The organism is Bacillus nitratireducens (assembly GCF_001884135.1).
Classification (GTDB): domain Bacteria; phylum Bacillota; class Bacilli; order Bacillales; family Bacillaceae_G; genus Bacillus_A; species Bacillus_A nitratireducens.
The window spans coordinates 118,862-145,017 of sequence record NZ_MAOC01000020.1 but is presented as its reverse complement, the minus strand read 5'-3'; the positions used below and the strand labels follow the sequence as shown (position 1 = coordinate 145,017).

Below are 26,156 nucleotides of genomic sequence, written 5' to 3'. Positions count from 1 at the left end.
TGGGGAAGTCGAAGTTATTTTATCGAATAGCAACTACAGTATCAAGTTCTTGAAACCACTTGAACATGATAGCATTCACGAAATAAAGTTCGCGCACATTTCAATAGTAGATGTTTTACGAAGTGTTGTTCGTTAACAAGATGGTATATACTATACCCGAAAACACCTTGTCACTTTTTCCTACACTGTGACAAGGTATTTTTGCATAGAAGGAATTTGTAACTTTTTAATAGTATAATTATGAGGATGATCAATTAATATATTTTTACACATAAGGAGATAAAGACAATGACAAAAAACAAATTACTAAGAATGGACAATGTCAGCATCGTTGTAGAATCCCTTGATGACGCAATATCTTTCTTCGAGGAGATTGGCTTGAACCTCGAAGGGCGAGCCACTGTCGAAGGTGAATGGGCTGGTCGCGTAACAGGACTCGGTTCTCAGTGCGTAGAGATTGCTATGATGGTTACACCAGATGGCCACAGTCGAATTGAACTTTCGCGATTCCTCACCCCACCTACTATAGCAGATCATCGGACAGCTCCTGTGAACGCCCTCGGTTATCTGCGCGTCATGTTCACCGTTGAAGACATTGACGAAATGGTATCCAGACTTACTAAGCATGGTGCTCAGCTCGTTGGCGAAGTAGTTCAGTACGAGGACTCGTATCGACTCTGCTACATTCGTGGAACCGAAGGAATTTTAATCGGTTTAGCGGAAGAACTCGGTAACAAATAAGTAAGTAATGTTTTATCAAAAGTCTTTACTGAAATATACAGTACTGAAGTAAAAATATTTGAAGAAAATTCTTATTCAATAAAACTTAGATTTTCAACCCCGTCCTAACTTTAGAACGGGGGTTATGCTTGTTTGAGCTTTTAAAATTAAATAACTTTATTATCATTTTACACATAGATTTCAAGACTCTATACAAACAGCTTTTTAACATATTCTTTACATCTAAAAATCATTATAAAACAATATAGTTATTTACAATACCCTTTCCCAGGAAATATAACGGCCTCTTCTCACTTCTTATCATATATATTTTTCCCTTTAAATAACGAGCGAAATTCATTCAAAATAACTTTCTTCACGTCAGAATAAAAGACCATCATGAAAAGTGCAATTCCTAATAAAATCTCTTGAATTCCTTCATAATCAATGAAAGCACTCATAATTAGCAAACCAAACCCAATATAAAAACCAAACTCATTCTCTTTCTCAAAATCCTCATCTTCATCAATATGTATTTTCTCTTTTAAATTTCGGTTCCCTTTTATTAACTCATCGAGCGTAACATTATACATTTCGCTCAATAAAATTAAATTTTCAATATCAGGGCAACTTTTATCATTTTCCCACTTACCCCGCTTTAACAGGCAGTAAATCTCATCAAAGCTTTTAAGCACAATCAAGGCAGCCAGATGCGATTAACTGCCTATAAAAGCCCGATTGGTTCAACTAATAATCAGTAGGATAAATCGCCCACTGATTAAAGTTTCACTTTATACACTGCTTGCCTCGTTATACCAATCTTTTTAGCAACATCTTCTTGTGAATACCCTTTTGATTCTCTTAATTTTTTAAGTTGTTGTCCTAAGCTCATAACGTCCCTCCTTTAACAAATTATTACATAATAGGAGATAAAAAAGAAAGAAACTATTGGTAAAATTCAATGTAAACCATTCGTTTACACAATGAAAAAGAGAGAATAACTCTTTGAGTTATCCTCTCTCTTCTATTAAAACAGATGAATGTTTTCTTTCTTGCAAGCTTCACGTAAATCGTCAGGCCATACAGAAGATTGAACTTCACCGATATGTGCTTTACGTAAGAAGTACATACACATTCTTGATTGGCCGATACCACCACCAATTGTTAATGGTAGTACATCTTCTAAAATACCTTTATGGAAATCATACTCTCGTTTGAATTCTTCTCCCGTTTTCGTTAACTGCTCATCAAGTGATTTACTATCAACACGAATTCCCATTGATGATAATTCGAATGAAGCTTGTAGTACTGGGTGCCAGAATAAAATGTCACCGTTTAATTTCCAATCATCATAATCGGATGCGCGTCCATCGTGCTTTTCACCTGAACGGAGTGCATCTCCAATTCCAATAATAAAGACTGCACCATGTTCTTTCGCAATTGCATGTTCGCGATCTTTCGGTGTTAATTCTGGATATTTATCTTCTAGTTCTTGAGAAGTAACGAAAACAATTTCTTCTGGTAAATACTTTCCAAGGAACGGATACTTTTCAAATAAGTGATCTTCCAATTCTTTGAATATTCCATAAATTGTTTGTACTGTTTTTTGTAAGTAATCGAAAGTACGCCATTCTTTTTGAACAATTTTTTCCCAATCCCATTGGTCAACATAAATGGAATGCGTTGCATCAAGTTCTTCATCACGACGAATCGCGTTCATGTTAGTATATAAACCCTCACCAGCTTCATATCCGTATTCATGTAATGCGAATCTTTTCCACTTCGCTAGTGAATGAACAATTTCTAATTCTTCTCCTGAATGTAACATATCAAATTCAATTGGACGTTCTACACCGTTTAAGTGATCGTTTAATCCTGATTTTTTCGTTACGAATAATGGTGCAGATACGCGGAATAATTCAAGGCGTTTTGCTAATTGATCCTCGAAAAATGTTTTAACTTCCTTAATTGCGATTTGAGTCTCTCTTACTGTCATTAATGATTGATACATGGTGGTTTCCTCCTAAAATGTTTGGATGTTGTGAAAAGAAGCCAACAAAAAAAGCCCTTCTTCCCCAAAAAACTGGGACGAAAGGCTTTGGTTCCGCGGTACCACCCAAATTAGCAACAGAGGTTGCTCACTTATACAGTACGGAGATGAAAAAATCTCGATACTGTTCTTCTTGTAACGGCGAAGTTCCCGGCTAAGTCTACTTTCCTATAAAGGATTTTGGTTAGCGACTCCAGGAGGTTCTTCATAATAGGCTTCGTATCAGGCTCACACCGTCCCTGACTCGCTTAAACTACGTCCTACTACTACTCGTCCTTTCATAGTCGTTTTGTTGTCACATCTCTGAAACATTTTATTAATGATTATTCTATACAAAAAATAGAGAAAGTCAACAAAAAGTTTCCAAATATTTTTCAATTCTTTATTTTACGTCTTTACCGACTGTTCTTAATATAACATTTTTATTTCCTTTGTCTCTTCAATCCAAAAAATGTTTCACTAATTGAAACTAACATATATACCACAAGTAGTGTGATTGTTCGAAATATGGAATCCGCAGTATTTCTTATTATTTTCATTTTCTTTATAATTCCTTTCAGTTTACTCGCAATTTCATGGTATACTATAGCATTCAAGCAGTTTGTTTTTACTTAAAGCAAGCATAGTCATTTATCGATAGTATTTTTCTAAAACATTGGCTATTATCAAATAAGATTTTTTATATAACGGAGTGATCATATGAGTAAAACGAAAGCAAAACCGAAAAAAGGTGTAGGACAAGGTACAGGAAGTAAAGGATGGAACCGTTGGCAATCAAGTGCAAAGAAAAAGGCAGCTGCAAAGCCATACAAAAGTAAAGGTACAAAGAAGTAAAATAAATAGTGTCTTATCCCGCATTAACGGGCAGTAGGACTTCCACTAATTAAAGTTTCACTTTATCTCTTTACTTTGTACAAAACAAAATATAATTATTACAACAAAAAAGCTATGCTTTCATCTCTATGAAAGCATAGCTTTTTCCATATTAAATCATAAGAATATCGCGGATTTCTTCCTCCGTAATAGAAGATAACTTCTCTTCTCCCGGTTCGATAATTTCAGCGATTAAATTTTTCTTACTCTCTTGTAACTCGTGCATTTTTTCTTCAATTGTTCCATGTGCTACTAACTTAATCACTTGCACTGTATTTTTTTGTCCCATTCGATACGCTCTATCCGCTGCTTGTTGTTCAACAGCTGGATTCCACCATAAGTCGTACAATATAACTGTATCTGCACCTGTTAAATTTAGTCCTGTGCCACCAGCTTTTAACGAAATAAGAAATAGATCCCCTTCTCCTTCGTTAAATCGATTGCATAGCTCTACACGTTCTTGCGCTGGTGTACTCCCGTCTAAATAAAAGTATGGAACTGCTTGACGATTTAATTCACGTCCAATTATCGAAAGCATCTTCGTAAATTGGGAAAAGATAAGAATTCTCTTCCCTGTACTTCTGCATTCCTCCAAAATTTCTAGAAGCTGATCAAATTTAGCTGAACTCCCTTTATAGTCATCAACAAACAATGCAGGATGACAACAAATTTGCCGAAGCCTCGTTAAACCAGCTAAAACTCGAATTTTATTTTTACGTAACGTATCTTTATCCAAATGTTTTAACGTTTCTTCTCTTAACTTCGCTAAATAAGCTGCGTAAAGCCTCTTTTGATCTGGTAAAAGTTCTGATGATTGTATGTGCTCAATTTTTTCTGGTAGCTCCTGTAATACATCTTCCTTTAACCTTCTTAACACGAAAGGTTTTACCCGCTTCGCAATATCTTCACGTCTTAAATCACCGAACTCTTTTCTTCCTGGTAATAATTCTGGGAAGACGACGTGGAAGATAGACCATAGCTCTTCTAATGAATTTTCTACAGGTGTGCCTGTTAATCCAAAACGATACTCAGCTTGAATCGTTTTCACTGCTCTTGCCGTTTGCGTTGTAGGGTTTTTAAACGCTTGTGCTTCATCAAGAAATAACGTATGGAATGGTATTGCATATAACCTTATATCTCTTCTTAGTAAAGGGTATGACGTAATGACAACATCAAATTTCGTTATATCTTTTACAATTTTCCGGCGCTCTTCTTGATTTCCATCGGCAATAACCGCTCTAATATGTGGAGCAAATTTTTTCAACTCGCTAAGCCAGTTGTAAACAAGGGACGATGGAGAAACAACTAATATAGGCAGTTTCTTCTCTCGAATTTCCGGCAAAACAGAATCTATAAAAGCAATGCTTTGCAACGTTTTTCCTAGTCCCATATCGTCTGCTAAAACACCCCCAAAACGGTAATGTGCGAGTGTTTTCATCCACTGAAATCCGTATACTTGATAATCTCTCATTTCTGCATTTAACGTATTTGGCACAGCAAACTTTAATTTTTTCGGATTTTGAATATTTTCTACTAACTCTTGAACAGACTCATCTAAACTTAAAACATTTCCTTCTTGTAGTGAATTCATCCATTTCACACTACGAATAAGAGGGACGTCTATTTCTTCTCCCTTTAAAAACTCTTTTCGAATACTAGACTCTTTTATAAACTGATTAATGTCATTAAACTCTTTACTCTCAAGTGATAGTAGGGAACCACTTGCTAAACGATAATATTTTCGCTTCTCCTCAAGAGCAACTAATACCCCTTTAATTTCTGCCTCTGGAATACCTTTTATATCAAAGCGGAATGATAACCAATCAATTCTCTCTTTCCTTCTAACCCTTATAAGAGGAGCGGTGTCTCCTTTATGAATACGTAATTTGATTGCTGTCGTCGCATAAATATCAACTAAACCTTTTAACGTTGGAACAACATGATATAAAAAATTATACTCAGCTTCTTCATTATGCATAAAATAACCGCCTTCCGTTTTCGCAAAGGCACTTTCACGCATAATGTCTAAAATCTCTTTTTCCTTTTTCTCATCACGATTAAAAACAGACGGCTGTCCATCCTCTTCTAACGGATTAATCAGGACGTTTCCATAGTGAAATTCAAGACCTGCTAATAAGCGGTTTTTCACTCGATCTAAATATAATTTCGCTTTTAATGCGGGTGTTTCAACACGATCTGATACTACCTCATCTATTCGCACAGTTCCTAGCTTCATTAACCCTGGTACAACTTTTGCTACAAAGTGCTCCATCTTATCTGCTGGAATAAACAATTGGTTACTACTAGAACGATTCATCATTTTTTGTAATCCGATAAGCCGCTTGCAATCCTCAGCGTTCAACTGATACAGTTTCCCTCCAAATAGAGCATAACTATACGTATCCATTACATCTACTTGTTGTAAGCCGTCAATATAAAGTGTAAACCCACCGTTACTCCCTTTATTAAACTCAAAATGTAAAGGAAGTAGTCCTTTTGAAATTTGTAAACCGTGAAAAGATTGTCCATCTTGATTAAGTCTGACAAACTCAGCTTTAGAAAGGAAAGAAAGCATATCCATCCACGAAGCTGGCGGTATTAAAATCATGCTATCATCTTGTTTTGCATGTACTTCGAGTGTATCTTCATACATTTTTTCGTTATGATACATTTTAATAAGTTGCTGAATAATCGCATCCGTTTCTTGCCTAAAGCTATGTACATCTGGTGTGTATGTAAATTCATTGGAACAATTAAAAGGTTCTCTTTTCTCCACATTAGAAAGAAATTCTCTAATATGATTTACGAAATACGTTTTGGCAAGTTTCAACTGAATTCCTAGAAGTGCCCCGCCCTTTTTCGTAACTACTGGTGTACAAATAAATTCAACATGAAGTAATTCACGTGTATCAAAGCGGTGTTGTTTACTTTTTGGCCGCAGTGGTTTGTCTGCAAACAACTGAAACATCCCGCTTGTTAATTGTTCATTTCCGCTACTAATAGGCACCATTCCACCGGTTTGCTGATTATAATTTATTTGTATCAATACTGCCGCAACATGTTGACAGTATGTTTGAAAAGACGCTAACGAAGGACAACTACATTTCGCAACAACATCACCTTTTTTAGCTTTTTCTACTGTAACATGAAAATCTTCGTTCCCTTTTACCGTCGCCTCGCAAATTTCTTTATTTTCATCATAATGATTTATTATTACTTTATTTGATTTATAATAAGCTTCGCCTCTTTTATATGAGGTCTCTCCGCATACTTCTTTAATAATCGATTTGTTTAATACAAAACTCATTTTTTGACACTTCCTTAATTTAAAACCAGTTTCTCTTAACTAACATTTTACATGCTCTACGAGAAAATATAAAATGTAGATTTAATAAAAAAAGATGCTCGTATATAAGCATCTTTTTTCACCCTATCTCCATCAACCGTTTCGCCTCAAAATACAACACTTGAATAAATTTTTTCGTATTAATTCGCGTATGTCCAGAAGTTGCTACTTCTTCCTTTGTCATTTCTGTCATCCGTTTTCTAACTACAGTGAAATCAAAAAATTTCGGAGCATAACTTTCAAATTTTGGATTTGAAAAGTCTGTTAATCCAAGGGAAGCTAAGTGATTTAACGATTGATAAATCGCTCTACGTACCCTTTGTTCAGATGCTTTTCTCTCCTTATCTATATCTGCATCTGAAGCTATATTCTCTAATTTTCTTATAGTTATATGATGAAAGATATCTTTTAGCGCAGGAAATCCAAATTCAAACGTTTGCTCTTTTTCTTGCCCATATAAATATTCCAACATACTAAGTAAATCTTTACTTCCATTCTCTCCCGCGATACCGAGTTCTGATAATAAATAGCGTCCTGAATCCGTTATTTTTTTCCCTTCTTGCATTGGCTCATTTCGAACTTGCGGCTGTTCCCACTTGAAAACGTTATTCAATGATTTTTGAATATCATATATAGAGCGCTCTAAACGAATACGTTCCATCACTTTCCGTACAACAGATATAACCTCAATTTTATTTAATGGTTTTGTAATATAATATTCCACACCAAGTGTATAGGCCTCACCTATAAGCTGCTTCGATTCAACTTGAGAAATCATAATAATTTTCCCAGTAAAAGAGGATGCGATATGGCGAACTGTTTCAATGCCGTCTCGCATTGGCATTAATAAATCAATAAATAAAATATCTACTTTTTTAAAATTTAGTTGATCTGCTTCAATAAAAGCCCCGTCTTCCGATTCTCCAATTACTTCCCCAAGATCGCCATCTTCAATAATTTGTGAAAGCATGGAGCGGAAAACTTCATCATCATCTACGATATAATAAAACAAACCTATTCCCCTTCCTGCTTTAAACTGCACTCCGGTAAACAAACGATAAACTTACACCCTTTTTCAGTTTCATTGTCTTCTAACCTTACTTCTCCGCCGAGCTCTGTTACCATTTCGTGTATGTAAGAAAGTCCAATACCTGTTGACGGTGTTCCCGTTTGATCATACTTGGAAGTAAACCCGGGCTTAAATACTAATTTCTTATACTTTTGTGCAATACCAGGTCCATCATCAATTACTTCAAAGATTACATGTTGATCTCGTTTATATAACTGAATAAGAATGAGACCTCTATCTTCAATTGCTTCTACTGCATTCGCAACTAAGTTATTAAAAATTGATAGCACTGTATACACGTGATATGCAGCGTGTTCACCTTCTATATGTTTAGAAAAACGTATATCTTTACCTAGCATTTCAGCATACTTTTCATTTATTCTTACAATCATTTCTGCAAGTTCATGACCTTCTACATACTCAGCCACATTTTTATCTAATAGCAGTTTAGATAATCCTGCAAAAATTCTTTGATTATCCTTTTTTATTTCGTGCACTTCTCCTGCTATTTTCAATGCTGTTTTACTACTGGAATCACCGTTCGCTTGTAAGTTTCGATATAGTTGATATGCTTCTTGTGTAATCAACTCTGCATTTTGTAACGTTTTTTTCAAGTGAACAGATTCAACATATAAATTTGAAAGGTGCATGAACATTTTTTCATTTTCTTTTCGGACTTGTGACTCTTTTAATTTCGTTTCATATAAAATCATCATATTTAAAAAGCCAAGTGCAAAGAAACTACGGAAAATAGCAATAATGATAAGTTTATTTACTTCAGAAACTGTTATCGTTGTACCGAGCACGACCATATGATAAATCGCTAGTTCTGACATACTTGCGATAATTTCAATTGTAATTCCAAGGCATCCAATAACGATTGGTTTCTGATGAAACTTATTTACCCTACAAAGTGAAAAAAGACTTCCATAAATAAAATAATAAAAGAACACAGGATAACGCAAATAAAATGATTCTGTCATATGAAATGAACCTTGCATAACCCAGTCAAGACATACGCGGAATAAAACGACACATATACCAACAAGAATACCTGCAGCCGCTGCTGGTATTCTTCTTAAAAATAGTAATAAAAAGAAGAAAAGCGGTGTCCCAAAGCTAACACGAAACATATCATTAAAAGGATGAAAATTAAGCTCTCCAGCAATCGGAACAACTACCATTAATATAATTAAAAGGGATATATCTTTCTTCCATAACTGATTCCAATTCAAAGGTGCCACTTCCTATACTTTTTTCGGCAATAAAAGTGAAAGCCCGCTTATTTTTATAAACGGGCTTTATTTCTATATTCTAACCTTTTCTACCGCTTTTATTTGGCGATACTCTGGCTCCCAGATTGCTTCTTTCACTGCAATCTTAATATCGTTATCACTTAAGTTCTCTCTAGCTACACCTTCTGCAACAGCAACTTTCGCTACTTCAATTGCAACCATTTCCGAGATATTACGTAACTCTTCAACTTCTGGCAAAATAGGTGCTCCTGGCTGACTTGTGTCTACCATGCTTGCAACCGCTTCAGCAGCTGCTGCGAACATTCCATCAGTCATGACGCTTGCACGTACCACAATTGTTCCAAGACCAAGCCCTGGGAAAATAAGTGCATTATTTGATTGTCCAATCACATACGTTACACCGTTATATGTAACTGGTTCAAATGGACTTCCTGTTGCAACTAATGCTCTTCCTTCTGTCCACTCAATTAAATCTACTGGTTTTGCTTCAGCAAGTGGCGTCGGATTCGACATTGGTAAAATAATTGGTCTTTCAACGTGAGAAGCCATTTCTTTAATAATTTCTTCTTTAAACGCGCCTGCAACAGTTGATGTACCGATTAAAATTGTCGGTTTTACATGTTTTACAACTTCAGCAAGTCCGATCACATCATTTTGTTTCCACTCACTTACTTCCGCTTCTTTTCTTGCATACGGCATTTGGAAATCAAGAAGATCTTCCATATTATCTGTAACTAACCCGTTACGATCAATACACCAGAAACGCTTATATGATTCTTCTTCTGATACGCCTACGCGGACCATCGCATCTCTAACTTGATCTGCGATACCGATTCCAGCCGTACCAGCACCAAATACAACAACGCGGTGTTCACTTAGTGGTACACCCGAAGCTTTCACTGCCGATAATACTGCAGCAAGTGAAACTGCACCTGTACCTTGAATATCATCATTAAATGTACAAACGTCATGACGATATTTATCTAAAATTTTTCGTGCATTTCGAGAACTGAAGTCTTCCCAATGTAAAAGCGCTTTCGGGAACTTATTGCCTACTGCTTGTACAAATGTATCAATAAATTCATCGTAAGCTTCACCAGTTACACGTGGATGACGATTTCCAATATAAAATGGATTATTTAATAGTTCCTCACGATTTGTACCTACATCTAAAATTACTGGTAATACACGACTAGGATCGATTCCAACTGCGGCCGTATATACAGCTAACTTTCCGATCGCGATGTTAATACCACCAACACCCCAGTCACCAATTCCTAATATACCTTCTCCATCTGTTACAACAACTAAATCAATATTCTCAGCTGTTGCACCGATATTTGCAAATGCTTCTTCAATACCTGAAGGATCATTAACTGATAAATAAACACCGCGTGGTTTACGATATTCATGGCTATATCTTTGAATTGCTACACCAACAGTAGGTGTATATACGATTGGTAACATTTCACGTAAATGATTTGTTAAAATACGATAAAATAACACTTCATTTCGATCATGTAACGCTGTTAAGTATACATTCTTTAATAAATCATCCGGCTGAGAACAGAATTGCTCATACGCTCTACGTGCTTGTTCATCTAGTGTTAAAACCGCTGGCGGTAATAACCCTTTTAAACCTAATTCTTCTCTTTCTTCTTGCGTGAAAGCTACCCCTTTATTTAAAAGTGGTGTTGATAATACTTCTACTCCTCTTAATGTCGTTTCTAATGAACCATTAGAAGCCACTGTAAACTTACTCATAACATCCCTACCTCTATTCATATATAGCATTTCTATATTGTAAACAAAAAAGAGGGGATTGTCCCCCTCTTCTTTTAATTTTTCTTTAAAAGAGTTGCCCCTGCAATCCCTGGGTGTGTCATTTCGAATGGATCTAGAATTAACTCTAATTCTTCTTGTGATAATACACCATTTTTCACACATAGTTCTCGAACGGATTGCCCTGTCGCAATTGCTTCTTTCGCAACGCGAGCTGCTGCTTCATAGCCGATATGAGGGTTCACGGCTGTAATAATTCCTACACTCTTCTCAACATACTCTTTTAAGCGATCTTCATTCGCTTCAATTCCTTTTAAGCAATTATCTGTAAAGGCACGGAAACCGTTATTCATAATGCTAATAGATTGAAGTAAGTTGAAAACAAGTACTGGTTCCATAACATTTAATTCTAATTGTCCTGCTTCTGAAGCAAGGCAAATTGTATGGTCGTTACCAATTACTTGGAACGCAATTTGATTAATTACTTCTGGCATAACAGGATTTACTTTCCCTGGCATAATTGATGAACCTGGTTGACGAGCTGGTAGCATAATTTCCGCTAAACCAACACGTGGACCTGATGCCATTAAGCGAAGGTCATTCGCAATTTTAGACATATTCATCATACATACTTTAAGTGCTGCTGATACTTCTGTATATGCATCCGTATTTTGCGTTGCATCTACTAAGTCTTCTGCACCAACAAGTGGTAGTTCACTAATTGTAGCTAAATGCTTTACAACTGCTTCAATATATTCTGGATCTGCATTTAAGCCTGTACCAACTGCAGTTGCTCCCATATTTACTTCATATAGATGTTGACGTGATTGCTTGATACGTTTCATATCACGTTCAAGTACGCGAGAGTACGCTTTAAATTCTTGTCCAAGACGAATTGGCACAGCGTCTTGTAAATGTGTACGACCCATTTTAATAACATGGTCGAACTGTTCTGCTTTTAATTCAAATACATCATGCATATAACCCATCGTTTGTAATAAGCCTTCTAATGCATTTAATGTTGCAATATGAATCGCTGTTGGGAATGCATCGTTCGTTGATTGCGCCATGTTTACATGACTATTTGGACTAATATAATGATAGTCTCCCTTTTCCATTCCTAATAATTCAAGAGCACGATTGGCCATGACTTCATTTGCATTCATGTTCATTGAAGTACCTGCTCCGCCTTGAATTGGATCTACGATGAAATGATCATGCCATTTTCCATCAAGAATTTCTTGAGCTGCTTCTGCGATCGCGCCGCCCTTATTCAATTCCAATCTTCCTACATCTGTATTAGCAAGTGCTGCAGCTTTCTTTACAATTGCGAACGCTTTAATTAAACCTTCATGAATTTTGTATCCTGTAATTGGGAAGTTTTCAACTGCACGCATTGTTTGTACGCCGTAGTATGCATAGTTTGGTACTTCTTTTTCACCTAAAAAATCTTTTTCAATTCGTACTCCATTTTTAACTTCAGTTAATGTTGCCATGACTTTTCACTCCTTAACGATTTCTTATGCTGCTTTTGTTTGGTTGACTGTTTCTACATATTGTTTTGCTTTCTCATTATCGAATTCGCCTTCCCACTTCGACATAACAATGGCAGCTAATGCATTTCCTAATACATTGACAGCTGAGCGAATCATATCTAAAATACGGTCAATTCCCGCAATTAATGCGATACCTTCTAACGGTAAGCCCATTGATCCTAACGTCGCTAATACAACAACGAATGATGCACCTGGAACTCCCGCCATACCCTTGGATGTTAACATGAGAACGAATAATAACGTGATTTGCTCTGTCAGCGACATGTGCACACCGTACATTTGTGCAACAAACAATGCCGCTAAAGCTTGATAAATAGCCGATCCAGTCAAGTTAAATGTATAACCTGTCGGAATTACGAAAGAGGCAACTGCCTTTGGACAACCGAACTCTTCCATTTTTCTCATTATATTAGGTAAAACAGCTTCTGAACTTGCTGTCGTAAATGAAAGAATAAGTTCTTCTTTTAAAATTTTCATTAATGTAAAAATGTTTACTCCAACCATTCGTGCATTAATACCTAATACAATCACAACGAATAGTATAACAGTTACGTATACAGCTAGCACTAGTTTTCCTAAAGGAAGTAGTGTCGCTACACCAAATTTTGCAACCGTAACAGCAATTAATGCGAATACACCAAATGGTGCGAATTTCATCACTTGATTTGTAACCCAAAACATTGCTTCGAGTACACCTTCAAAAAAGTTAAAAACAGGCTTTCCCTTTTCACCGATTGCTGCAACTCCTAAACCGAATAGTACTGAGAAGAATATAATCGGTAATAAGTCACCTTGTGTAATAGACTCAAATATATTTTTCGGTACAATATGAACAATCGTTTCTGCAAAGCCTTTCTTCTCTGTAGCATCTGCTGTTTGTTTATAAGAAGAAATATCACTTTGCTGTAAATTACTCATATCAACGCCAGTACCTGGCTGGAATATATTCGCTGCAAGTAATCCCATTAAAATAGCAATTGTCGTAATAATTTCGAAATAAAGAATTGTTTTCCCGCCTAGTTTCCCAAGCTTTTTCATATCTCCTACACCAGCTACCGCAACAATTAATGCTGAAATAACAATCGGTACTACAATCATCTTAATTAAATGAATAAATATATCCCCAACTGGTGTGATATAAGAAATCGCCGTTTTATTGCCATAAAAGATTGCCCCTACTACAATCCCTAAAACAAGTGCGACAAAAATTTGTGTTGCCAATCCGAATTTTTTCATTTATGTTCATCCCCTTTTATGCGAACGCTTTCATTTAGTATTTATAAAAGCTTACTCACACATCATATAGGCGAACCTACAAAATCATACAAAAACCTACAAGTTCGTCACAAAAAATTCAAATATTTTTCTCCAATTTTTCATTGACACCATTTTGTTAAAAAGCGATAAAATATACTTGATAAGTAATCAGATTGTTTTGTATAATCAAAAAGATATACACTTACAATAAATCGAAATGAAAAGGAGTGGATGTTATGAAAAATTATGTACAGAAATTCAGCCTATCTTCTTCTTTTCTTTTTCATTTTCTCAGTAAGGAACAAGGGCATTCGCCTTTGTTCCTTTTTTATTGCCATTTATATAGGGGGAATTGTTATGAAACCATATAAACGCGTCTTAATTAAACTAAGCGGTGGCGCGCTTGCTGATCAATCAGGAAATAGCTTTAACTCCAAACGGTTAGAACATATCGCAAACGAAATAATATCCATTATTGACCTAGATATCGAAGTATCCATTGTCATCGGCGGCGGTAACATTTTCAGAGGTCATCTAGCTGAAGAATGGGGAATTGATCGTGTAGAAGCTGATAATATCGGTACGCTAGGTACGATTATTAACAGCTTAATGCTTCGCGGCGTTTTAACAAGTAAAACAGATAGAGAAGTACGCGTTATGACTTCCATCCCTTTTAATGCAGTAGCTGAACCATATATTCGCTTACGTGCAGTACATCATTTAGATAACGGTTATGTTGTCATATTCGGTGGTGGTAACGGGCAACCATTCGTTACAACAGATTATCCAAGTGTACAAAGAGCCATTGAAATGAATAGCGACGCCATTTTAGTCGCAAAACAAGGAGTCGACGGCGTCTTTACAAGTGATCCGAAACATAATAAATCAGCGAAAATGTATCGAAAACTGAACTATAACGATGTTGTTAGGCAAAACATACAAGTAATGGATCAAGCGGCTTTATTGCTTGCTCGAGATTATAATTTACCGGCACACGTCTTTAACTTTGATGAGCCTGGCGTTATGAAAAGAATTTGTTTAGGTGAACATGTTGGGACATTGATTAATGATGATGTTTCGATGCTTGTGCATGAAAAATAGTATTTTCCATTAACAAAGGGTGCCTTTTATAGACACCCTTTGTTCGTTAATCATCACAAATAAAAATCAACCCATCCAACTACTTTCTCTTTACAACGCTCCCAGAAAGATAAGTTGTCAAAAAATGTTTCTGTCATCTCTTTCGAATCACCAATGTCTTGCGTTAACGCCTCATTCACTTGCGCTATGATAGGTCCACCATGAATATACAAATTCATCTCATCATTTATATAGAAGCTACGTGCAGTTATGTTCGTTGTACCGATAACAGTTAATTCATTATCAATAAGCATTAACTTTCCATGAAACATCCCTTTTTTATAACCATACACAGTAATCCCGTTTTTAACAGCTTGACGGATATAAGGATATGCCGCCTCTTTAATAAGAGGTATATCCGGTTTATATGACCAAAGTATTTTCACTGTAACACCACGTTTTTGCGCCGCAATTAAAGCATTCATTAACTCTTTATTCTTCGCTATAAAATAAGGCGTTGTAATTACGATTGAATGTTTCGCTTGTTTGATTAACTCTATATACTTTTCAGCGACGTGGTGACCATTGTAACTAGTCATCGTATGTACTGTGTTCCCTTTACTGGCTTTATTCGTACTTCTCTTTATATCTTCTTTCGTATCTCGCTTCCAATCTAAAGCAAATTGTTCCTCTAAATCTTTTGCTCCTTCTCCTCTTATCCTTACATGATAGTCACGCCAATATCCAAATCGCTTATCTTTCCCTAAGTACTCATCTCCTATATTAAAACCACCTGTATATCCAATCTCCCCATCCATCGTCGTAATACGCCGATGATTACGATGGTGAAGTGAATAAAATCCGAATGGCAATTCAGGTTTTCTACTATATGTAAAATGTACACCACTTTCCCGCAATTCATTTTTCATCTTTCTTTCAAATGATAAATCATTAATGCGATCAACCGATAAATAGACGTTTACTCCTTCTTTCGCCTTCTCTTTTAATAAGTTTAAAAAAGTATGGCTACTTTTATCATCCGACAAAATAAAAAAATACGTGTAAATAGACTGCTTCGCTTCTCTTATATCAGTAAATAATTGTTTATAAAACGACTTCCCTTCTACATATAATTGAAAGTCACTATAATGAGGTGCATACTCTGTCGGCATATTTTTCCCAGCTTCCATTTTCCTGCCTACAGTAACATCGATATGCATCCAAATTAAAATAAAAACGAAAATAGCAATAATAATAGAAGTAACTCGCAATATCTTTTTAATCATTTTGATTTCCTTCCGCTCATATTACTTACTATTTCGTAGTGTTTCATTAAATTATTTTTTCATACGAAATGTATTTCTTACTTTTAATTACGAATATAAAAAAGGCGTGGCATTACGCCACACCTTTTTTCATTAAACAAAATTCCTCGCATCATTATTTCTTCCAAACTTATAAATAGCAATTAAGAAGAATGCTATCGCGAAAGCGAATAAAATTAAAATATTTAAATACAAATCTGAAATTGGAATTCCTTGTTGTAGTTTTGATACTGTGTCTAATAGCCATCTCTGCGGAAGAAAATCAGCTACTTTTTGTACCGCTTTTGGCATAATGTCATACGGAAAATAGCATCCAGCGAGTAAACATGTCGGTACAATGATCATATTTTGCAGTGCATTTGCCGATGCTGAGTTTTTCGAAAAAGCGACAAGGACTAACGATATTCCAATCGCTATTAACGCAAATAGCATGAGTACACCAATCATCACTACGAAAGGCATATTGATATTTATATGAAAAACATTCGTTAAGAATAAGATTGTAATCAGAATTTGTACTGTTAATAGCATCATATTTACCCCGACATTAGATAATATAAATTTCTTCCCATCTATCGGCGTTGATAAGAGTCTAAAATACGTTCTATTTTCTTTTTCTTTTAAAATATAACCTGATAAGTTCGCTGCTGAAAATAGCATAAACATAATAAGGTAACCCATCGTTTGGTTTGTCATATCTTTATTTTTCGAAGTATCTTCTAGCGTCTCAGTTTTCATTTTAATTGAACCTTTTTGATATCCTGCGTACATATTATCAAATGTACTTTGCTCTGTTCCTGCTACTTTACTAATCGCAGCGATATTATCAACATAATTGTATAAATATGATTTTATAAATCCTGTTACTTGATCACCTTTAATCGATGAAATTTCAATATGAGCTGGTTTCCCTTCTCGAACACTTTTTGAAAAACCAGAATCTAATGTAATAACTCCATCAAGTTTTTTGGAAGTGAGTTTATCTTCTACTTCAGATTCTTTAATTTTACTTACCTTTACATGATTTAATCCTTCTAAAAATTTCACCGTATCATTTGCTATAGATTGATTTTCTTTATTTATAACCCCGATATTTAACGTCCCTTGCCCCACATTCCCATACATTGAGAAAGAGATTAGCGTTCCGATTATCGGCAAACTAATAATAATGAATAACCCTTTTTTATTTTTCAAAAGTACAGATAACGTTTTTTGTATGAGCCATAAAATATCTTTCATACTATAGCCCCTCCCGTCTACGTAATGCAATAATTGCAATTAATAAAAAGAGTGCCGAAATGCCAAGATTTAAACATATTACCGGCAGTGCTGCTCCTACATCATTTGCATAAATAATTTTCATAATAGCTGTGTTTGCCCACGTTAATGGTGATAAATTCGTAACAAAATTTTCTTCTATTACGAAATATGCACCACCAAAAATAGATGCTAATTGCACAATAACCATAATAATCGCTCTAGATGATTCCGGTGTTTTTGTAATATATCCGATTCCTAAACCGAAGCTAATTGCTAGGAAGATTTGTGTTAATAAAATAAGAAATATGATTCCAAGATGGTCGCCCCAATTCGCTTGAAAAACAAATTTACTAAATAACATGACGAGTAATATGCACAGAGCATTTGCTACTAGGCTACCAAGTACTTTTCCAATGAATATTTCAGCCTTACTGATAGGTGCAGCAATGAGACGATCTCCTGTTTTACGTATTCGTTCTCCTCGAATTAAAGAACTCGCTCCCATCGCAGCATATAGTGCAATCATCGTTGTCATTACAACCGCGTAGTAATCCATAGAACCTGGTTTTTTCGCAGCTTGTAAAGATGTTTCTTTTATATAATCATTATGATTTCCGCTTGAAAAAACTGTGCTCACCTTACTAGGATCTACTTTTGCAACTTCGGCCGCTACATTGTACTTATCAACAAATGTTGTAAGCATGCCTTCCACAATACTTCCCTCAACACTACTTTTGTCACTTCCGTAAAATTTTGCACCATCTTTATTTAACTCTACATAAGCAGCATATTTATTTTGCTTCACTTCTTCTTTCCCATCTATACTGCCGGAAGCTTTTTTAAAATGAATACCCGATTTATCGACTTCTTTCGTAAATGCTTCGAACGATTGAGAAAATGTGCTACTCGCTTCATCTTTGTAGAGCACTTGTATATCTTTAATTGCTTGACTATCGCTATCAAATGCATTCGTTAACGCTGTTCCTAACACAAGCATAAGTACAATCGGAAATGCTAACATAAAAACTAAAGTTCTTACGTCCCTGAAATCTCTTTTAATATGCATAACTGCAATATTGAAGATGTTCAATTGATGAACCTCCCTTTACCTTTTCTTCATTTACCTTTTATTTATCTCGTAAGTTTCTTCCAGTCAACGTAAGGAATACTGTTTCTAAGTTCGGGGCCTGCTCCTCTAACGAACGAATTTCAATGTCATGATTAATGAAATGCTGAATAATTTTATTTAAATTATTTACTCCTGCATCCGAGTTTACTTTAATTACGTTCTCTTCAATTTGAACAGCTTTCACACCATTTATCTCTTTTAAATTTTCTACATCTAAATTTTCTACTGACTTTACTTCAATCCAAATATCTTTCGTATCTGTAATAATCGCTTTTAACTGTTCTTTCGTTCCTTCTGCAATTACTTTACCGTGATCGACAATTGCTATTTTCGAACAAATCTCTTCTACTTCTTCCATGTAGTGACTCGTATAAATAATGGTGCTTCCCATTTCATTTAATTTTCGAACAGACTGGAGGATATAGTTTCTTGATTGTGGATCAATTCCAACTGTCGGCTCATCCATAATAATTAATTTCGGTCTATGAGCGATTGCACAAGCGATATTCAGTCTTCGTTTCATTCCACCAGAAAAGTTTTTTGGGTAACTTTTATGTTTATCGCTAAGCCCCACAAATTGAAGTGCTTCCTCTACTCTCGCTTTTAACTCCACTCCTCTTAACCCATACAATCCAGCAAAGAATTTCACATTTTCATAGGCAGTTAACTCTTCATAAATCGCAATATCTTGCGGAACGATACCGATGTTCATTTTGGCAAATCGATTATGTTTCTTTATATTTTTTCCTAGTATGCTAATTTCACCTTCATTACTTCTTAACAACCCAGCAATCATATTTATCGTTGTACTCTTACCAGCACCATTTGATCCTAAAAAGCCAAATATCTCTCCTTCTTTAATAGATAACGACATATTATCTACCGCGATGAAATCACCAAATTTTTTCGTTAAATTTTTAATTTCTAATGTATTCATCATTTCACCCCTATTTCGGTTTCTCTGCTGTTTATTATAAACAAAAAAAGTGAACCTGCTCAGTGCAGAAGTTCACTCTTTTCACATGAGAATATTCACTTTTTTCATATGAGATGATTCATCCCTCATATCGGCAACAACATCGTTACTGAAAAACCACTTGTTCCATCTACAATGATTTTACCGTTTACAGACGCTGTTCGCTCCTCCATCCCCATAATACCGAGGCCTTTCTTAACGAGATCTGCACCTTTACCATTATCCTTCACTTGTACTTTCACCATCTTGTTAAGTACATGAATATCGATTGAAATGACTGTCGCATCAGCATATTTCATCGCGTTCGTTAGTGCCTCCGTAACATTTTCACCGATAATCTTCCACTGAATTGGTGAAATCATATCCAAATTCCCTTTATATACGAAAGGAATATTTATATCATGCTTACCAGCAAATTCCTCTATGAATAATTTCATACGATGAATGCCAATTTGCTCTGTTGGTGGCTTCATATTTTTTAATGTAACCCGAATACTTTCAATTCCATCTTTCGAAATATGAATTGCATTTTGTAATAACTCGGCAGATTTTTCTTTATCTATCCCCATTAATCTCTTTGCTGCTTCCATTTGAATTAGCGCACCTGTCATCGAGTGACCGATTTTATCATGAATTTCTTGTGATAACCGATTTCTCTCTTCTAACTTAAATGTGTACTCCGATTGCCTTATGTACTCTTTATTTTCATTTAGGCTTTTCGTCAGTCGCTGCATATCTTTTCGCATCTTATCATTTTGTGATTCAAGCTTTAATACACGCGATATATACCGTTCTGCCATAGTTAATACGATGAAAGAAAATGCAACAATTAATCCATATGTCATTCGAATACTTTCTTCTGTAAAGATAATAGGAATCATCATAATGATAAAAAGCTGCCATTTCTTCTCTATATAATGAAATATAATTTCATATAAGTTCAATGGTAAAAACAAAATAAAAAACGGATGAACCTTCCATGTAAATAACATAACTATACCAATTGAAACACTAGTTAATATATTTTTGTACGTATCTTTTTTAAATATAGAAATCAGAACGTTTACAGAAAGATATAAAAGCAAAGTAAGTATAATCCATGGTAAGTTCGCGACATTTAAATAAATGTAACTAAACACAATATATATAAAGACAATTAATTTACTTACAATTAACCAAAATTCCATATCTTTAATCTACTTTCCCTGTTAAATAATAAATTGCAATTTGTGTACGATGTTCAAGTCCAGTTTTCCCTAAAACTGATGTAATATAATTTGCAATCGTTCCTTCAGATATGAAAAGTTTCTTCGAAATTTCTTTATTTGAGAAACCTTTCGCAATTAATGCGATAATACTAAGCTCTCTTTCTGTGAAAAGGCTCTTATCAATTTTAGATTCTTCTTCTTTACTTTCCATTAAATTAGACTTAATTTTATCAAGTACTACATCTTGCATAACAGTTTGACCGTTATATACTCCTTTTATTGCATCACGGATACGCTCTGGATCGTTATTTTTTAACAAATAACCTTTCGCTCCGTTTTTTACTGCGTCCAAAATATATTCATCATCATCAAACGTCGTTAAAATTAGCGGTTTCGTTTTCGTCTCTTCACAAATGAACTTTGTTGCCTCTACCCCGTTCATGTTTGGCATACGAACATCTAAAAGGGCAATATCGACGTCGTTCTTTTTGCAATAGTCCACTGCTTCTTTCCCATCATTTACTGTATCTACAACTTCGAACTCTTCATATGTATTTAAAATAATTTTCATGCCTTCTCTAATAAAAGAATTATCATCCGCTATTAATATTTTAATTTTCATGTTTGTTAGTATGGACCTTCCCCTACTAACATTCACATCCTTTCTTCCCGTAACATTTCCTACTTGCTCATTATATACTTCTCTTTACCATTTTTTCACACCTTTTTTCATATAGCTTCCTTCCTAAAAATATATTATTCTTTTTTTACAACATGTGTAGGGTGACCGATCATTTCTTACGTCTATATAATAGAATGCGTCAAAAAGGAGGGAGAGACCCATTGAGGAAAAACAATTAATTGAAAAAGCACAGCAAGGAAGCGAACATGCTTTTCGTATCCTTGTACAAACATATCGTCATTATATTTTTCAAGTTATCTTTTCTATTTTAAGACATGAAGAAGATGCTAAAGATGTTACACAAGAAGTATTCGTAAAAATTCACAGCTCTCTCCCTAATTATCAATTTCGCGGATTAAAAACGTGGATGGCACGTATTGCCACCAATCACGCTATTGATTATAAAAGGAAGAAAGCTAGAGAACACGAAGAACTCTCCTTATGTAAAGAAACTGAGGAAAATATAAAATCCTCTCATAACATTGAAGCTTTACTATTGACGAAAGAACAAAAATTATTGATTGCTCAAAAACTGAGAGAACTTCCGGAAAATTACCGTGATGTCGTTCTCGCGCATTATTTAGAGGAAAAAAGTTATCAAGAAATTGCTTTTCAGGAAAATATCGAAGTGAAAACAGTCGAAATGAAACTGTATCGGGCAAGAAAATGGATTAAAAAACATTGGAAGGAGGAAGAGTTTCTATGATGCATTATTCAAAAGAAGATTGGCGCAATTATACTTTAGATTTTATAGCAAGCAATGAACGTGAATCTATGGAAGAACATCTTTATGAATGTGATCATTGTTTAGCACTTTATATGGAAAGTATTGATGAACAACATGAAAACCTTCCAATGATAAATGATGATTCATTTACGAACGAAGTTATGACGCAAATTAATTTTGAAACACTACAATCTAATGAAAATATAAAAACAAACTCACTAAAGCGCACGATTATTCACTACATAATTGCAACTGCGGCTACAATTATTTTTATGGTAAGTGGTTTATTCCAGTATATTTTCACAGCAACATCAAATTTCGAGAAATCTTCAAAACATAACGAGTCTTCTATCTCACAACAAATTGTAAACAAATCGGTAGACACATCAAAAAAGGACGGAGGTTCAAAGCATGAATAAAAATCCCTTTTTAGCACTTGTATTAGGGCTAATTCCCGGGCTTGGACATTTATATTTAAAGAAATTTGGACGGTTTATTTTATATAGCGGAGGGGCTGTATTTCTATTTATCTTTGCAGCATTTTGTACAATAGCATTAGGTGCGCGTGATATTGCTTTTCTTTCTCTATTTTTACTAGTCGTCTTATGGGCGATCAATTTATTAGATTTAGTTATCACTATTATTAATCAATCAAAAAAACAAGCTGCCGGAGAATTTACAGAGTCCTCTAAAGAGAGCGAACGATTTTATATCATTCTCCTATCAATCATCCCTGGACTTGGACATTTTCAATTAGGACTTATGCAACGTGGACTTACATTTTTAGTAGCTTGCACAGGAATCGGAAGTATGATTATTTTCGTTGCACTTTTAACATCGCAAGAAAGTTTCCTTATCTTCCTTATTACATTACCTGTTTTATGGATTTACAATTTCTTCGATGTTGTTCAGCAACTCCAGAAAAAAGAACGTGGCGAGCAACTAGATGATCGTACTATTTTTGAAGAGTTTGAAGAACACCGTGAACAAGGAAAGAAGAATAAAACATTCGCTTCTATTTTAGCGATGTTCCCCGGAGCAGGACATATGTATTTAGGCTTACAACGCCGCGGCCTTCAGCTTATGGCAGCCTTTTTACTTTCCATATATTTACTCGACTTATTAAGACTTTCAGCGTTTTTATTTTTAGTTCCAATCATTTGGTTCTATAGCTTTTTTGACGCTTTACAGCAAACCGCAAAGTATGGAAAAGAACGTGTAAATGACGAACCTATCATTGATTATTTTATCAATCATCAAAGATGGATCGGCATTGGGTTAATTACACTCGGTGGTTATTATTTATTAGATCAAACAGTCCTTCCTATTTTGAACGATTACTTTGCAACTATATTTAACATTCATCTTAGCGAACTATATTATCGCTATTTCCAAACATCTATCGTTGCACTCCTCTTAATTGGTGGCGGCTTTAAATTGTTAATTGGAAATAAAGAAAACAAAGGTGGTACAAAAGAATGAGAACATGGCGCGTTGGAACATTTTCAATGGGGCTTTCTATTATTGCATTAGGTTGCTTCTTACTATTTTCAGTTATAAAAGGTACTGAGGTATTAGATTCCTTAACAGCTTGGTGGCCTGTTTTACTTATCATACTTGGCGTGGAAATTTTACTATACCTTCTATTTTCTAAGAAGGAACAATCCTTTATTAAATATGATATTTTTAGTATTTTCTTTATCGGCGTTTTAGGAAGCGTCGGAATTGCTTTTTACTGTTTATTATCAACTGGATTACTAGATGAAGTTCGTCATTCTATTCATACCACTCAGCAAACGAGTAATATTCCAAGTGGACAACTTGATATACCTGAATCTATCAAAAAAATTGTAGTGGATGCAGGGCATTATCCTCTAACAATAGAGGGTAATGATACAAATCAAATTCACCTTCTTGGAACATATGAAATGACAACGAAAGCTAATGAAAAACTTAATTTAAAACAAGAAGATTTCCTTTCAGTTCAAACAGCTGGGGAAACGATGTATATCACTTTAAAATCATTACCAGTTCAACATACGTTATGGAATTCAGCACCACAGGTAAAACCAACACTCGTTCTTCCGCAAAATAAAAATGTAGAAGTTCGTGCTTCAAATAACGAACTATCCCTTTATCCAGGCCAATTACAAAATAATTGGTTTGTACAAGAAAGTTCGAATGTATCTGTTCATTTAGCAAAAGAAAGTGATGTATCTTTAATCGCCGTAACAAACAAAAAAGAAACTCATGGAAACACACCTTGGGAACAAGTAGAAGATTTAACGAAAAAAGAAAATAATTCTTCAGAAGAAAATCCAGAATTAAACGAGCAAGAACATTGGTATAAAAACTCGATAAAAACAGGAAATGGGACGTACAAATTAAATATTGAGAAAGCTTATAATATAAATATGAGTGTTATCGAAAAATAAGAAACCTTCCACAATTGTGGAAGGTTTTTCTTATATAATCGCTTTTATTCCTTCTAAAACTAATCCAATCATAAAACCACAAACAGCCCCGTTTACACGAATCCACTGCAAATCTTTACCGACATTATTTTCAATCATTTCGATTAATGTTTTATCATCTAACTTATCAAGGTTTTCTTGCACAAGCTTTCCAATTTTCGAATGATTCTTTTCAACTATAGTAACAACTTGTTTTTGTAACCAATCTTCTATTTTTTGAACAGTCAGTTCGTCTTCTTTTATTTTATTCATTTGTGTTTGTAAGAATGGAACAACATATTTATCAGCAAATTCTTCATTCTTCACAAAGGTAACTGCCCTTTGTTGTACTTGCTCTAGCATCTCTTTTATTTTTTCAGTAGCATCCCAATTTGCAATCCATTTTTCTTTCCACTTCTCTAATTCCTCTAATAAAGATTCATTTTCTTTTACATTTATAATTTCTTGACGAATCTTCGCTAATATAAGTTGTCTTGTGCTATTATCAGCATCTTGCAAGCTGTTAATATTGCTAATAATAAACTTCTGCAAAATGCCACCAATTTTATCTTCATCAACAATGTTCATAAACGATTTCAAAGTAAACTGTAGGAATCCATCTACTTTTATGTTTTCCATCGCCTTCATTCCTAAGCTTCCGAGCTGATAACGCGCTTCATCTTGAGCTGTCCAATCTTTCACTTTTACCAATATGTAATCAAGTGTTTTTTCATCATATTCTTGCACTACTAATTGATCCACGAGAACTTGTAATATGTTACTTGTGTTAATTGTATGCAAATACGTTTTTAATTCTTTTTCAATAATAACTGCCAATTTTTCCGTATCTATTTGAAGAATCGCTTTCTCAGCAATTGTTACAATCCCTTTTTTCACAGCATCAGACTGTAACTCTTTCTCAGCAATTTGCAGTACCATTTGCGCTAGCTGCATTTCTTTTACTTTACTTGTAATACTTTCTTTCGTTAGCCATTCGTTTTCTAACGTAGAAACGAGACCCTTTGTTACCCGTTTCCGATTTTTAGGTAATAATGCTGTATGTGGAATTGGAATTCCCAACGGATGACGGAATAAAGCCGTAACCGCAAACCAATCCGCAAGTCCACCAACTAACCCAGCTTCAAATCCCCCTTGAATAATCTCCCCAGCTACCGTTCCTTGAAAAGGGATGGTAGCCGCAAAACCTACGCCCATAACCCCAAGCGAAATACCCGCTATATATTTAGTCTGTAATGACATCGTATACACATCCTCTTATTATGTAAAATAAAGCTTTTTGTTATTTTCATTCGATATTAGCAATCCTTTATATCTATACTATAAAGAACTAGTGCGAAAATAACAAAGAATTTTATGTACATGAAAAAAATGAGGCTGTAAATAGCC

General features: G+C 34.9%; 22 protein-coding genes, 1 pseudogene and 1 other annotated feature. Of the genes and pseudogenes, 7 read left to right on the top strand and 16 right to left on the bottom strand.

The features are described from left to right. Positions 1 to 288: 288 nt before the first annotated feature. The gene (locus BAU23_RS06240) at positions 289 to 741 is read left to right on the top strand and encodes a VOC family protein (RefSeq protein WP_016129107.1); all 453 of its coding nucleotides are present in this window, start codon (positions 289 to 291) and stop codon (positions 739 to 741) included. A gap of 290 nt (positions 742 to 1,031) precedes the next feature. On the opposite strand, the pseudogene BAU23_RS06235 reads toward BAU23_RS06240, so the two are convergent. From BAU23_RS06235 to asnA, 3 genes and pseudogenes are all read right to left on the bottom strand, one after another. Then, positions 1,032 to 1,370, bottom strand: a pseudogene (locus tag BAU23_RS06235) (helix-turn-helix domain-containing protein); the annotation flags it as partial. 128 nt (positions 1,371 to 1,498) lie between these two features. After that, positions 1,499 to 1,612, bottom strand: coding sequence for a helix-turn-helix transcriptional regulator (locus BAU23_RS06230; protein WP_000052040.1), 114 nt, complete (start codon positions 1,610 to 1,612; stop codon positions 1,499 to 1,501). A 135-nt stretch (positions 1,613 to 1,747) separates the two neighbouring features. Next, positions 1,748 to 2,731, bottom strand: a complete 984-nt coding sequence (gene asnA / locus BAU23_RS06225; RefSeq protein ID WP_071733787.1) for an aspartate--ammonia ligase — start codon at positions 2,729 to 2,731, stop codon at positions 1,748 to 1,750. 70 nt (positions 2,732 to 2,801) lie between these two features. Next, positions 2,802 to 3,061 (bottom strand) — a binding site (T-box leader). A gap of 408 nt (positions 3,062 to 3,469) precedes the next feature. Between asnA and BAU23_RS06215 the strand changes: the two genes are divergently transcribed. Next, positions 3,470 to 3,604, top strand: coding sequence for a DUF3934 domain-containing protein (locus BAU23_RS06215; RefSeq protein ID WP_000047588.1), 135 nt, complete (start codon positions 3,470 to 3,472; stop codon positions 3,602 to 3,604). A gap of 151 nt (positions 3,605 to 3,755) precedes the next feature. Here the strand turns inward: BAU23_RS06215 and BAU23_RS06210 are convergent, their stop codons facing one another. The 6 genes from BAU23_RS06210 to BAU23_RS06185 all read right to left on the bottom strand — a co-directional run bounded on the left by BAU23_RS06210 (position 3,756) and on the right by BAU23_RS06185 (position 13,888). Continuing rightward, a complete protein-coding gene (locus BAU23_RS06210) occupies positions 3,756 to 6,950 on the bottom strand; it encodes a DEAD/DEAH box helicase (protein WP_071733785.1) in 3,195 nt (1,064 codons plus the stop codon). Between the two features lie 118 nt (positions 6,951 to 7,068). After that, the gene (locus tag BAU23_RS06205; RefSeq protein WP_071733783.1) at positions 7,069 to 8,001 is read right to left on the bottom strand and encodes a response regulator; all 933 of its coding nucleotides are present in this window, start codon (positions 7,999 to 8,001) and stop codon (positions 7,069 to 7,071) included. Between the two features lie 2 nt (positions 8,002 to 8,003). Continuing rightward, positions 8,004 to 9,302 (bottom strand): sensor histidine kinase, encoded by a 1,299-nt coding sequence (locus tag BAU23_RS06200; protein WP_002079124.1) that lies wholly within the window; start codon positions 9,300 to 9,302, stop codon positions 8,004 to 8,006. 63 nt (positions 9,303 to 9,365) lie between these two features. Then, positions 9,366 to 11,078, bottom strand: a complete 1,713-nt coding sequence (malS, locus tag BAU23_RS06195; protein ID WP_033656728.1) for an oxaloacetate-decarboxylating malate dehydrogenase — start codon at positions 11,076 to 11,078, stop codon at positions 9,366 to 9,368. A 74-nt stretch (positions 11,079 to 11,152) separates the two neighbouring features. Continuing rightward, positions 11,153 to 12,592 (bottom strand): aspartate ammonia-lyase, encoded by a 1,440-nt coding sequence (gene aspA / locus BAU23_RS06190; protein ID WP_000224184.1) that lies wholly within the window; start codon positions 12,590 to 12,592, stop codon positions 11,153 to 11,155. Between the two features lie 24 nt (positions 12,593 to 12,616). After that, positions 12,617 to 13,888 carry a cation:dicarboxylate symporter family transporter gene (locus BAU23_RS06185; RefSeq protein WP_000713284.1) on the bottom strand — a complete coding sequence of 424 codons (1,272 nt, stop codon included), beginning with the start codon at positions 13,886 to 13,888 and terminating at the stop codon, positions 12,617 to 12,619. A gap of 378 nt (positions 13,889 to 14,266) precedes the next feature. On the opposite strand from BAU23_RS06185, the gene pyrH reads away from it, so the two are divergent. After that, positions 14,267 to 15,010, top strand: coding sequence for a UMP kinase (gene pyrH, locus BAU23_RS06180; protein WP_000806132.1), 744 nt, complete (start codon positions 14,267 to 14,269; stop codon positions 15,008 to 15,010). 53 nt (positions 15,011 to 15,063) lie between these two features. On the opposite strand, the gene cls is transcribed toward pyrH, so the two are convergent. The 6 genes from cls to BAU23_RS06150 all read right to left on the bottom strand — a co-directional run bounded on the left by cls (position 15,064) and on the right by BAU23_RS06150 (position 21,509). Beyond that, positions 15,064 to 16,275, bottom strand: coding sequence for a cardiolipin synthase (gene cls / locus BAU23_RS06175; RefSeq protein ID WP_000591928.1), 1,212 nt, complete (start codon positions 16,273 to 16,275; stop codon positions 15,064 to 15,066). Between the two features lie 132 nt (positions 16,276 to 16,407). After that, complete coding sequence (locus tag BAU23_RS06170) at positions 16,408 to 17,553, bottom strand: ABC transporter permease (protein ID WP_000651866.1); 1,146 nt, start codon at positions 17,551 to 17,553, stop codon at positions 16,408 to 16,410. 1 nt (position 17,554) lies between these two features. Further along, positions 17,555 to 18,664: an ABC transporter permease gene (locus BAU23_RS06165; RefSeq protein WP_016129102.1), complete on the bottom strand. Its 1,110-nt coding sequence runs from the start codon at positions 18,662 to 18,664 to the stop codon at positions 17,555 to 17,557. Positions 18,665 to 18,701: 37 nt separating this feature from the next. Then, a complete protein-coding gene (locus BAU23_RS06160) occupies positions 18,702 to 19,640 on the bottom strand; it encodes an ABC transporter ATP-binding protein (RefSeq protein ID WP_001093827.1) in 939 nt (312 codons plus the stop codon). 125 nt (positions 19,641 to 19,765) lie between these two features. Further along, positions 19,766 to 20,866: a sensor histidine kinase gene (locus BAU23_RS06155; protein ID WP_000397640.1), complete on the bottom strand. Its 1,101-nt coding sequence runs from the start codon at positions 20,864 to 20,866 to the stop codon at positions 19,766 to 19,768. A gap of 4 nt (positions 20,867 to 20,870) precedes the next feature. After that, positions 20,871 to 21,509: a response regulator transcription factor gene (locus tag BAU23_RS06150; protein WP_050569672.1), complete on the bottom strand. Its 639-nt coding sequence runs from the start codon at positions 21,507 to 21,509 to the stop codon at positions 20,871 to 20,873. Positions 21,510 to 21,729: 220 nt separating this feature from the next. Between BAU23_RS06150 and BAU23_RS06140 the strand changes: the two genes are divergently transcribed. From BAU23_RS06140 to exsE, 4 genes are read left to right on the top strand one after another with little or no spacing between them, the layout of a single operon-like run. Next, on the top strand, positions 21,730 to 22,275 hold the full coding sequence (locus BAU23_RS06140) for an RNA polymerase sigma factor (RefSeq protein WP_306475274.1): 546 nt from the start codon (positions 21,730 to 21,732) through the stop codon (positions 22,273 to 22,275). Further along, positions 22,272 to 22,715 carry a hypothetical protein gene (locus tag BAU23_RS06135; protein WP_000972335.1) on the top strand — a complete coding sequence of 148 codons (444 nt, stop codon included), beginning with the start codon at positions 22,272 to 22,274 and terminating at the stop codon, positions 22,713 to 22,715. Before BAU23_RS06140 ends, BAU23_RS06135 begins: the two co-directional genes overlap by 4 nt. After that, the gene (locus BAU23_RS06130; RefSeq protein ID WP_001039099.1) at positions 22,708 to 23,778 is read left to right on the top strand and encodes a hypothetical protein; all 1,071 of its coding nucleotides are present in this window, start codon (positions 22,708 to 22,710) and stop codon (positions 23,776 to 23,778) included. The genes BAU23_RS06135 and BAU23_RS06130 overlap by 8 nt, the downstream gene beginning before the upstream one ends. Beyond that, complete coding sequence (exsE, locus tag BAU23_RS06125; protein ID WP_016129099.1) at positions 23,775 to 24,731, top strand: exosporium protein ExsE; 957 nt, start codon at positions 23,775 to 23,777, stop codon at positions 24,729 to 24,731. The genes BAU23_RS06130 and exsE overlap by 4 nt, the downstream gene beginning before the upstream one ends. Before the next feature lie 30 nt (positions 24,732 to 24,761). Here the strand turns inward: exsE and BAU23_RS06120 are convergent, their stop codons facing one another. Then, a complete protein-coding gene (locus BAU23_RS06120) occupies positions 24,762 to 26,009 on the bottom strand; it encodes a DUF445 domain-containing protein (RefSeq protein WP_000058336.1) in 1,248 nt (415 codons plus the stop codon). Positions 26,010 to 26,156 lie beyond the last annotated feature (147 nt).

Excerpts from the sequence above, each read along its gene's own strand:
- BAU23_RS06240 (WP_016129107.1), top strand. The coding sequence starts at position 289 with ATGACAAAAAACAAATTACTAAGAATGGACAATGTCAGCATCGTTGTA.
- BAU23_RS06230 (WP_000052040.1), bottom strand. The coding sequence starts at position 1,612 with ATGAGCTTAGGACAACAACTTAAAAAATTAAGAGAATCAAAAGGGTAT.
- asnA (WP_071733787.1), bottom strand. The coding sequence starts at position 2,731 with ATGTATCAATCATTAATGACAGTAAGAGAGACTCAAATCGCAATTAAG.
- BAU23_RS06215 (WP_000047588.1), top strand. The coding sequence starts at position 3,470 with ATGAGTAAAACGAAAGCAAAACCGAAAAAAGGTGTAGGACAAGGTACA.
- BAU23_RS06210 (WP_071733785.1), bottom strand. The coding sequence starts at position 6,950 with ATGAGTTTTGTATTAAACAAATCGATTATTAAAGAAGTATGCGGAGAG.
- malS (WP_033656728.1), bottom strand. The coding sequence starts at position 11,078 with ATGAGTAAGTTTACAGTGGCTTCTAATGGTTCATTAGAAACGACATTA.
- aspA (WP_000224184.1), bottom strand. The coding sequence starts at position 12,592 with ATGGCAACATTAACTGAAGTTAAAAATGGAGTACGAATTGAAAAAGAT.
- BAU23_RS06185 (WP_000713284.1), bottom strand. The coding sequence starts at position 13,888 with ATGAAAAAATTCGGATTGGCAACACAAATTTTTGTCGCACTTGTTTTA.
- pyrH (WP_000806132.1), top strand. The coding sequence starts at position 14,267 with ATGAAACCATATAAACGCGTCTTAATTAAACTAAGCGGTGGCGCGCTT.
- cls (WP_000591928.1), bottom strand. The coding sequence starts at position 16,275 with ATGATTAAAAAGATATTGCGAGTTACTTCTATTATTATTGCTATTTTC.
- BAU23_RS06170 (WP_000651866.1), bottom strand. The coding sequence starts at position 17,553 with ATGAAAGATATTTTATGGCTCATACAAAAAACGTTATCTGTACTTTTG.
- BAU23_RS06160 (WP_001093827.1), bottom strand. The coding sequence starts at position 19,640 with ATGAATACATTAGAAATTAAAAATTTAACGAAAAAATTTGGTGATTTC.
- BAU23_RS06155 (WP_000397640.1), bottom strand. The coding sequence starts at position 20,866 with ATGGAATTTTGGTTAATTGTAAGTAAATTAATTGTCTTTATATATATT.
- BAU23_RS06150 (WP_050569672.1), bottom strand. The coding sequence starts at position 21,509 with ATGAAAATTAAAATATTAATAGCGGATGATAATTCTTTTATTAGAGAA.
- BAU23_RS06135 (WP_000972335.1), top strand. The coding sequence starts at position 22,272 with ATGATGCATTATTCAAAAGAAGATTGGCGCAATTATACTTTAGATTTT.
- BAU23_RS06130 (WP_001039099.1), top strand. The coding sequence starts at position 22,708 with ATGAATAAAAATCCCTTTTTAGCACTTGTATTAGGGCTAATTCCCGGG.
- exsE (WP_016129099.1), top strand. The coding sequence starts at position 23,775 with ATGAGAACATGGCGCGTTGGAACATTTTCAATGGGGCTTTCTATTATT.
- BAU23_RS06120 (WP_000058336.1), bottom strand. The coding sequence starts at position 26,009 with ATGTCATTACAGACTAAATATATAGCGGGTATTTCGCTTGGGGTTATG.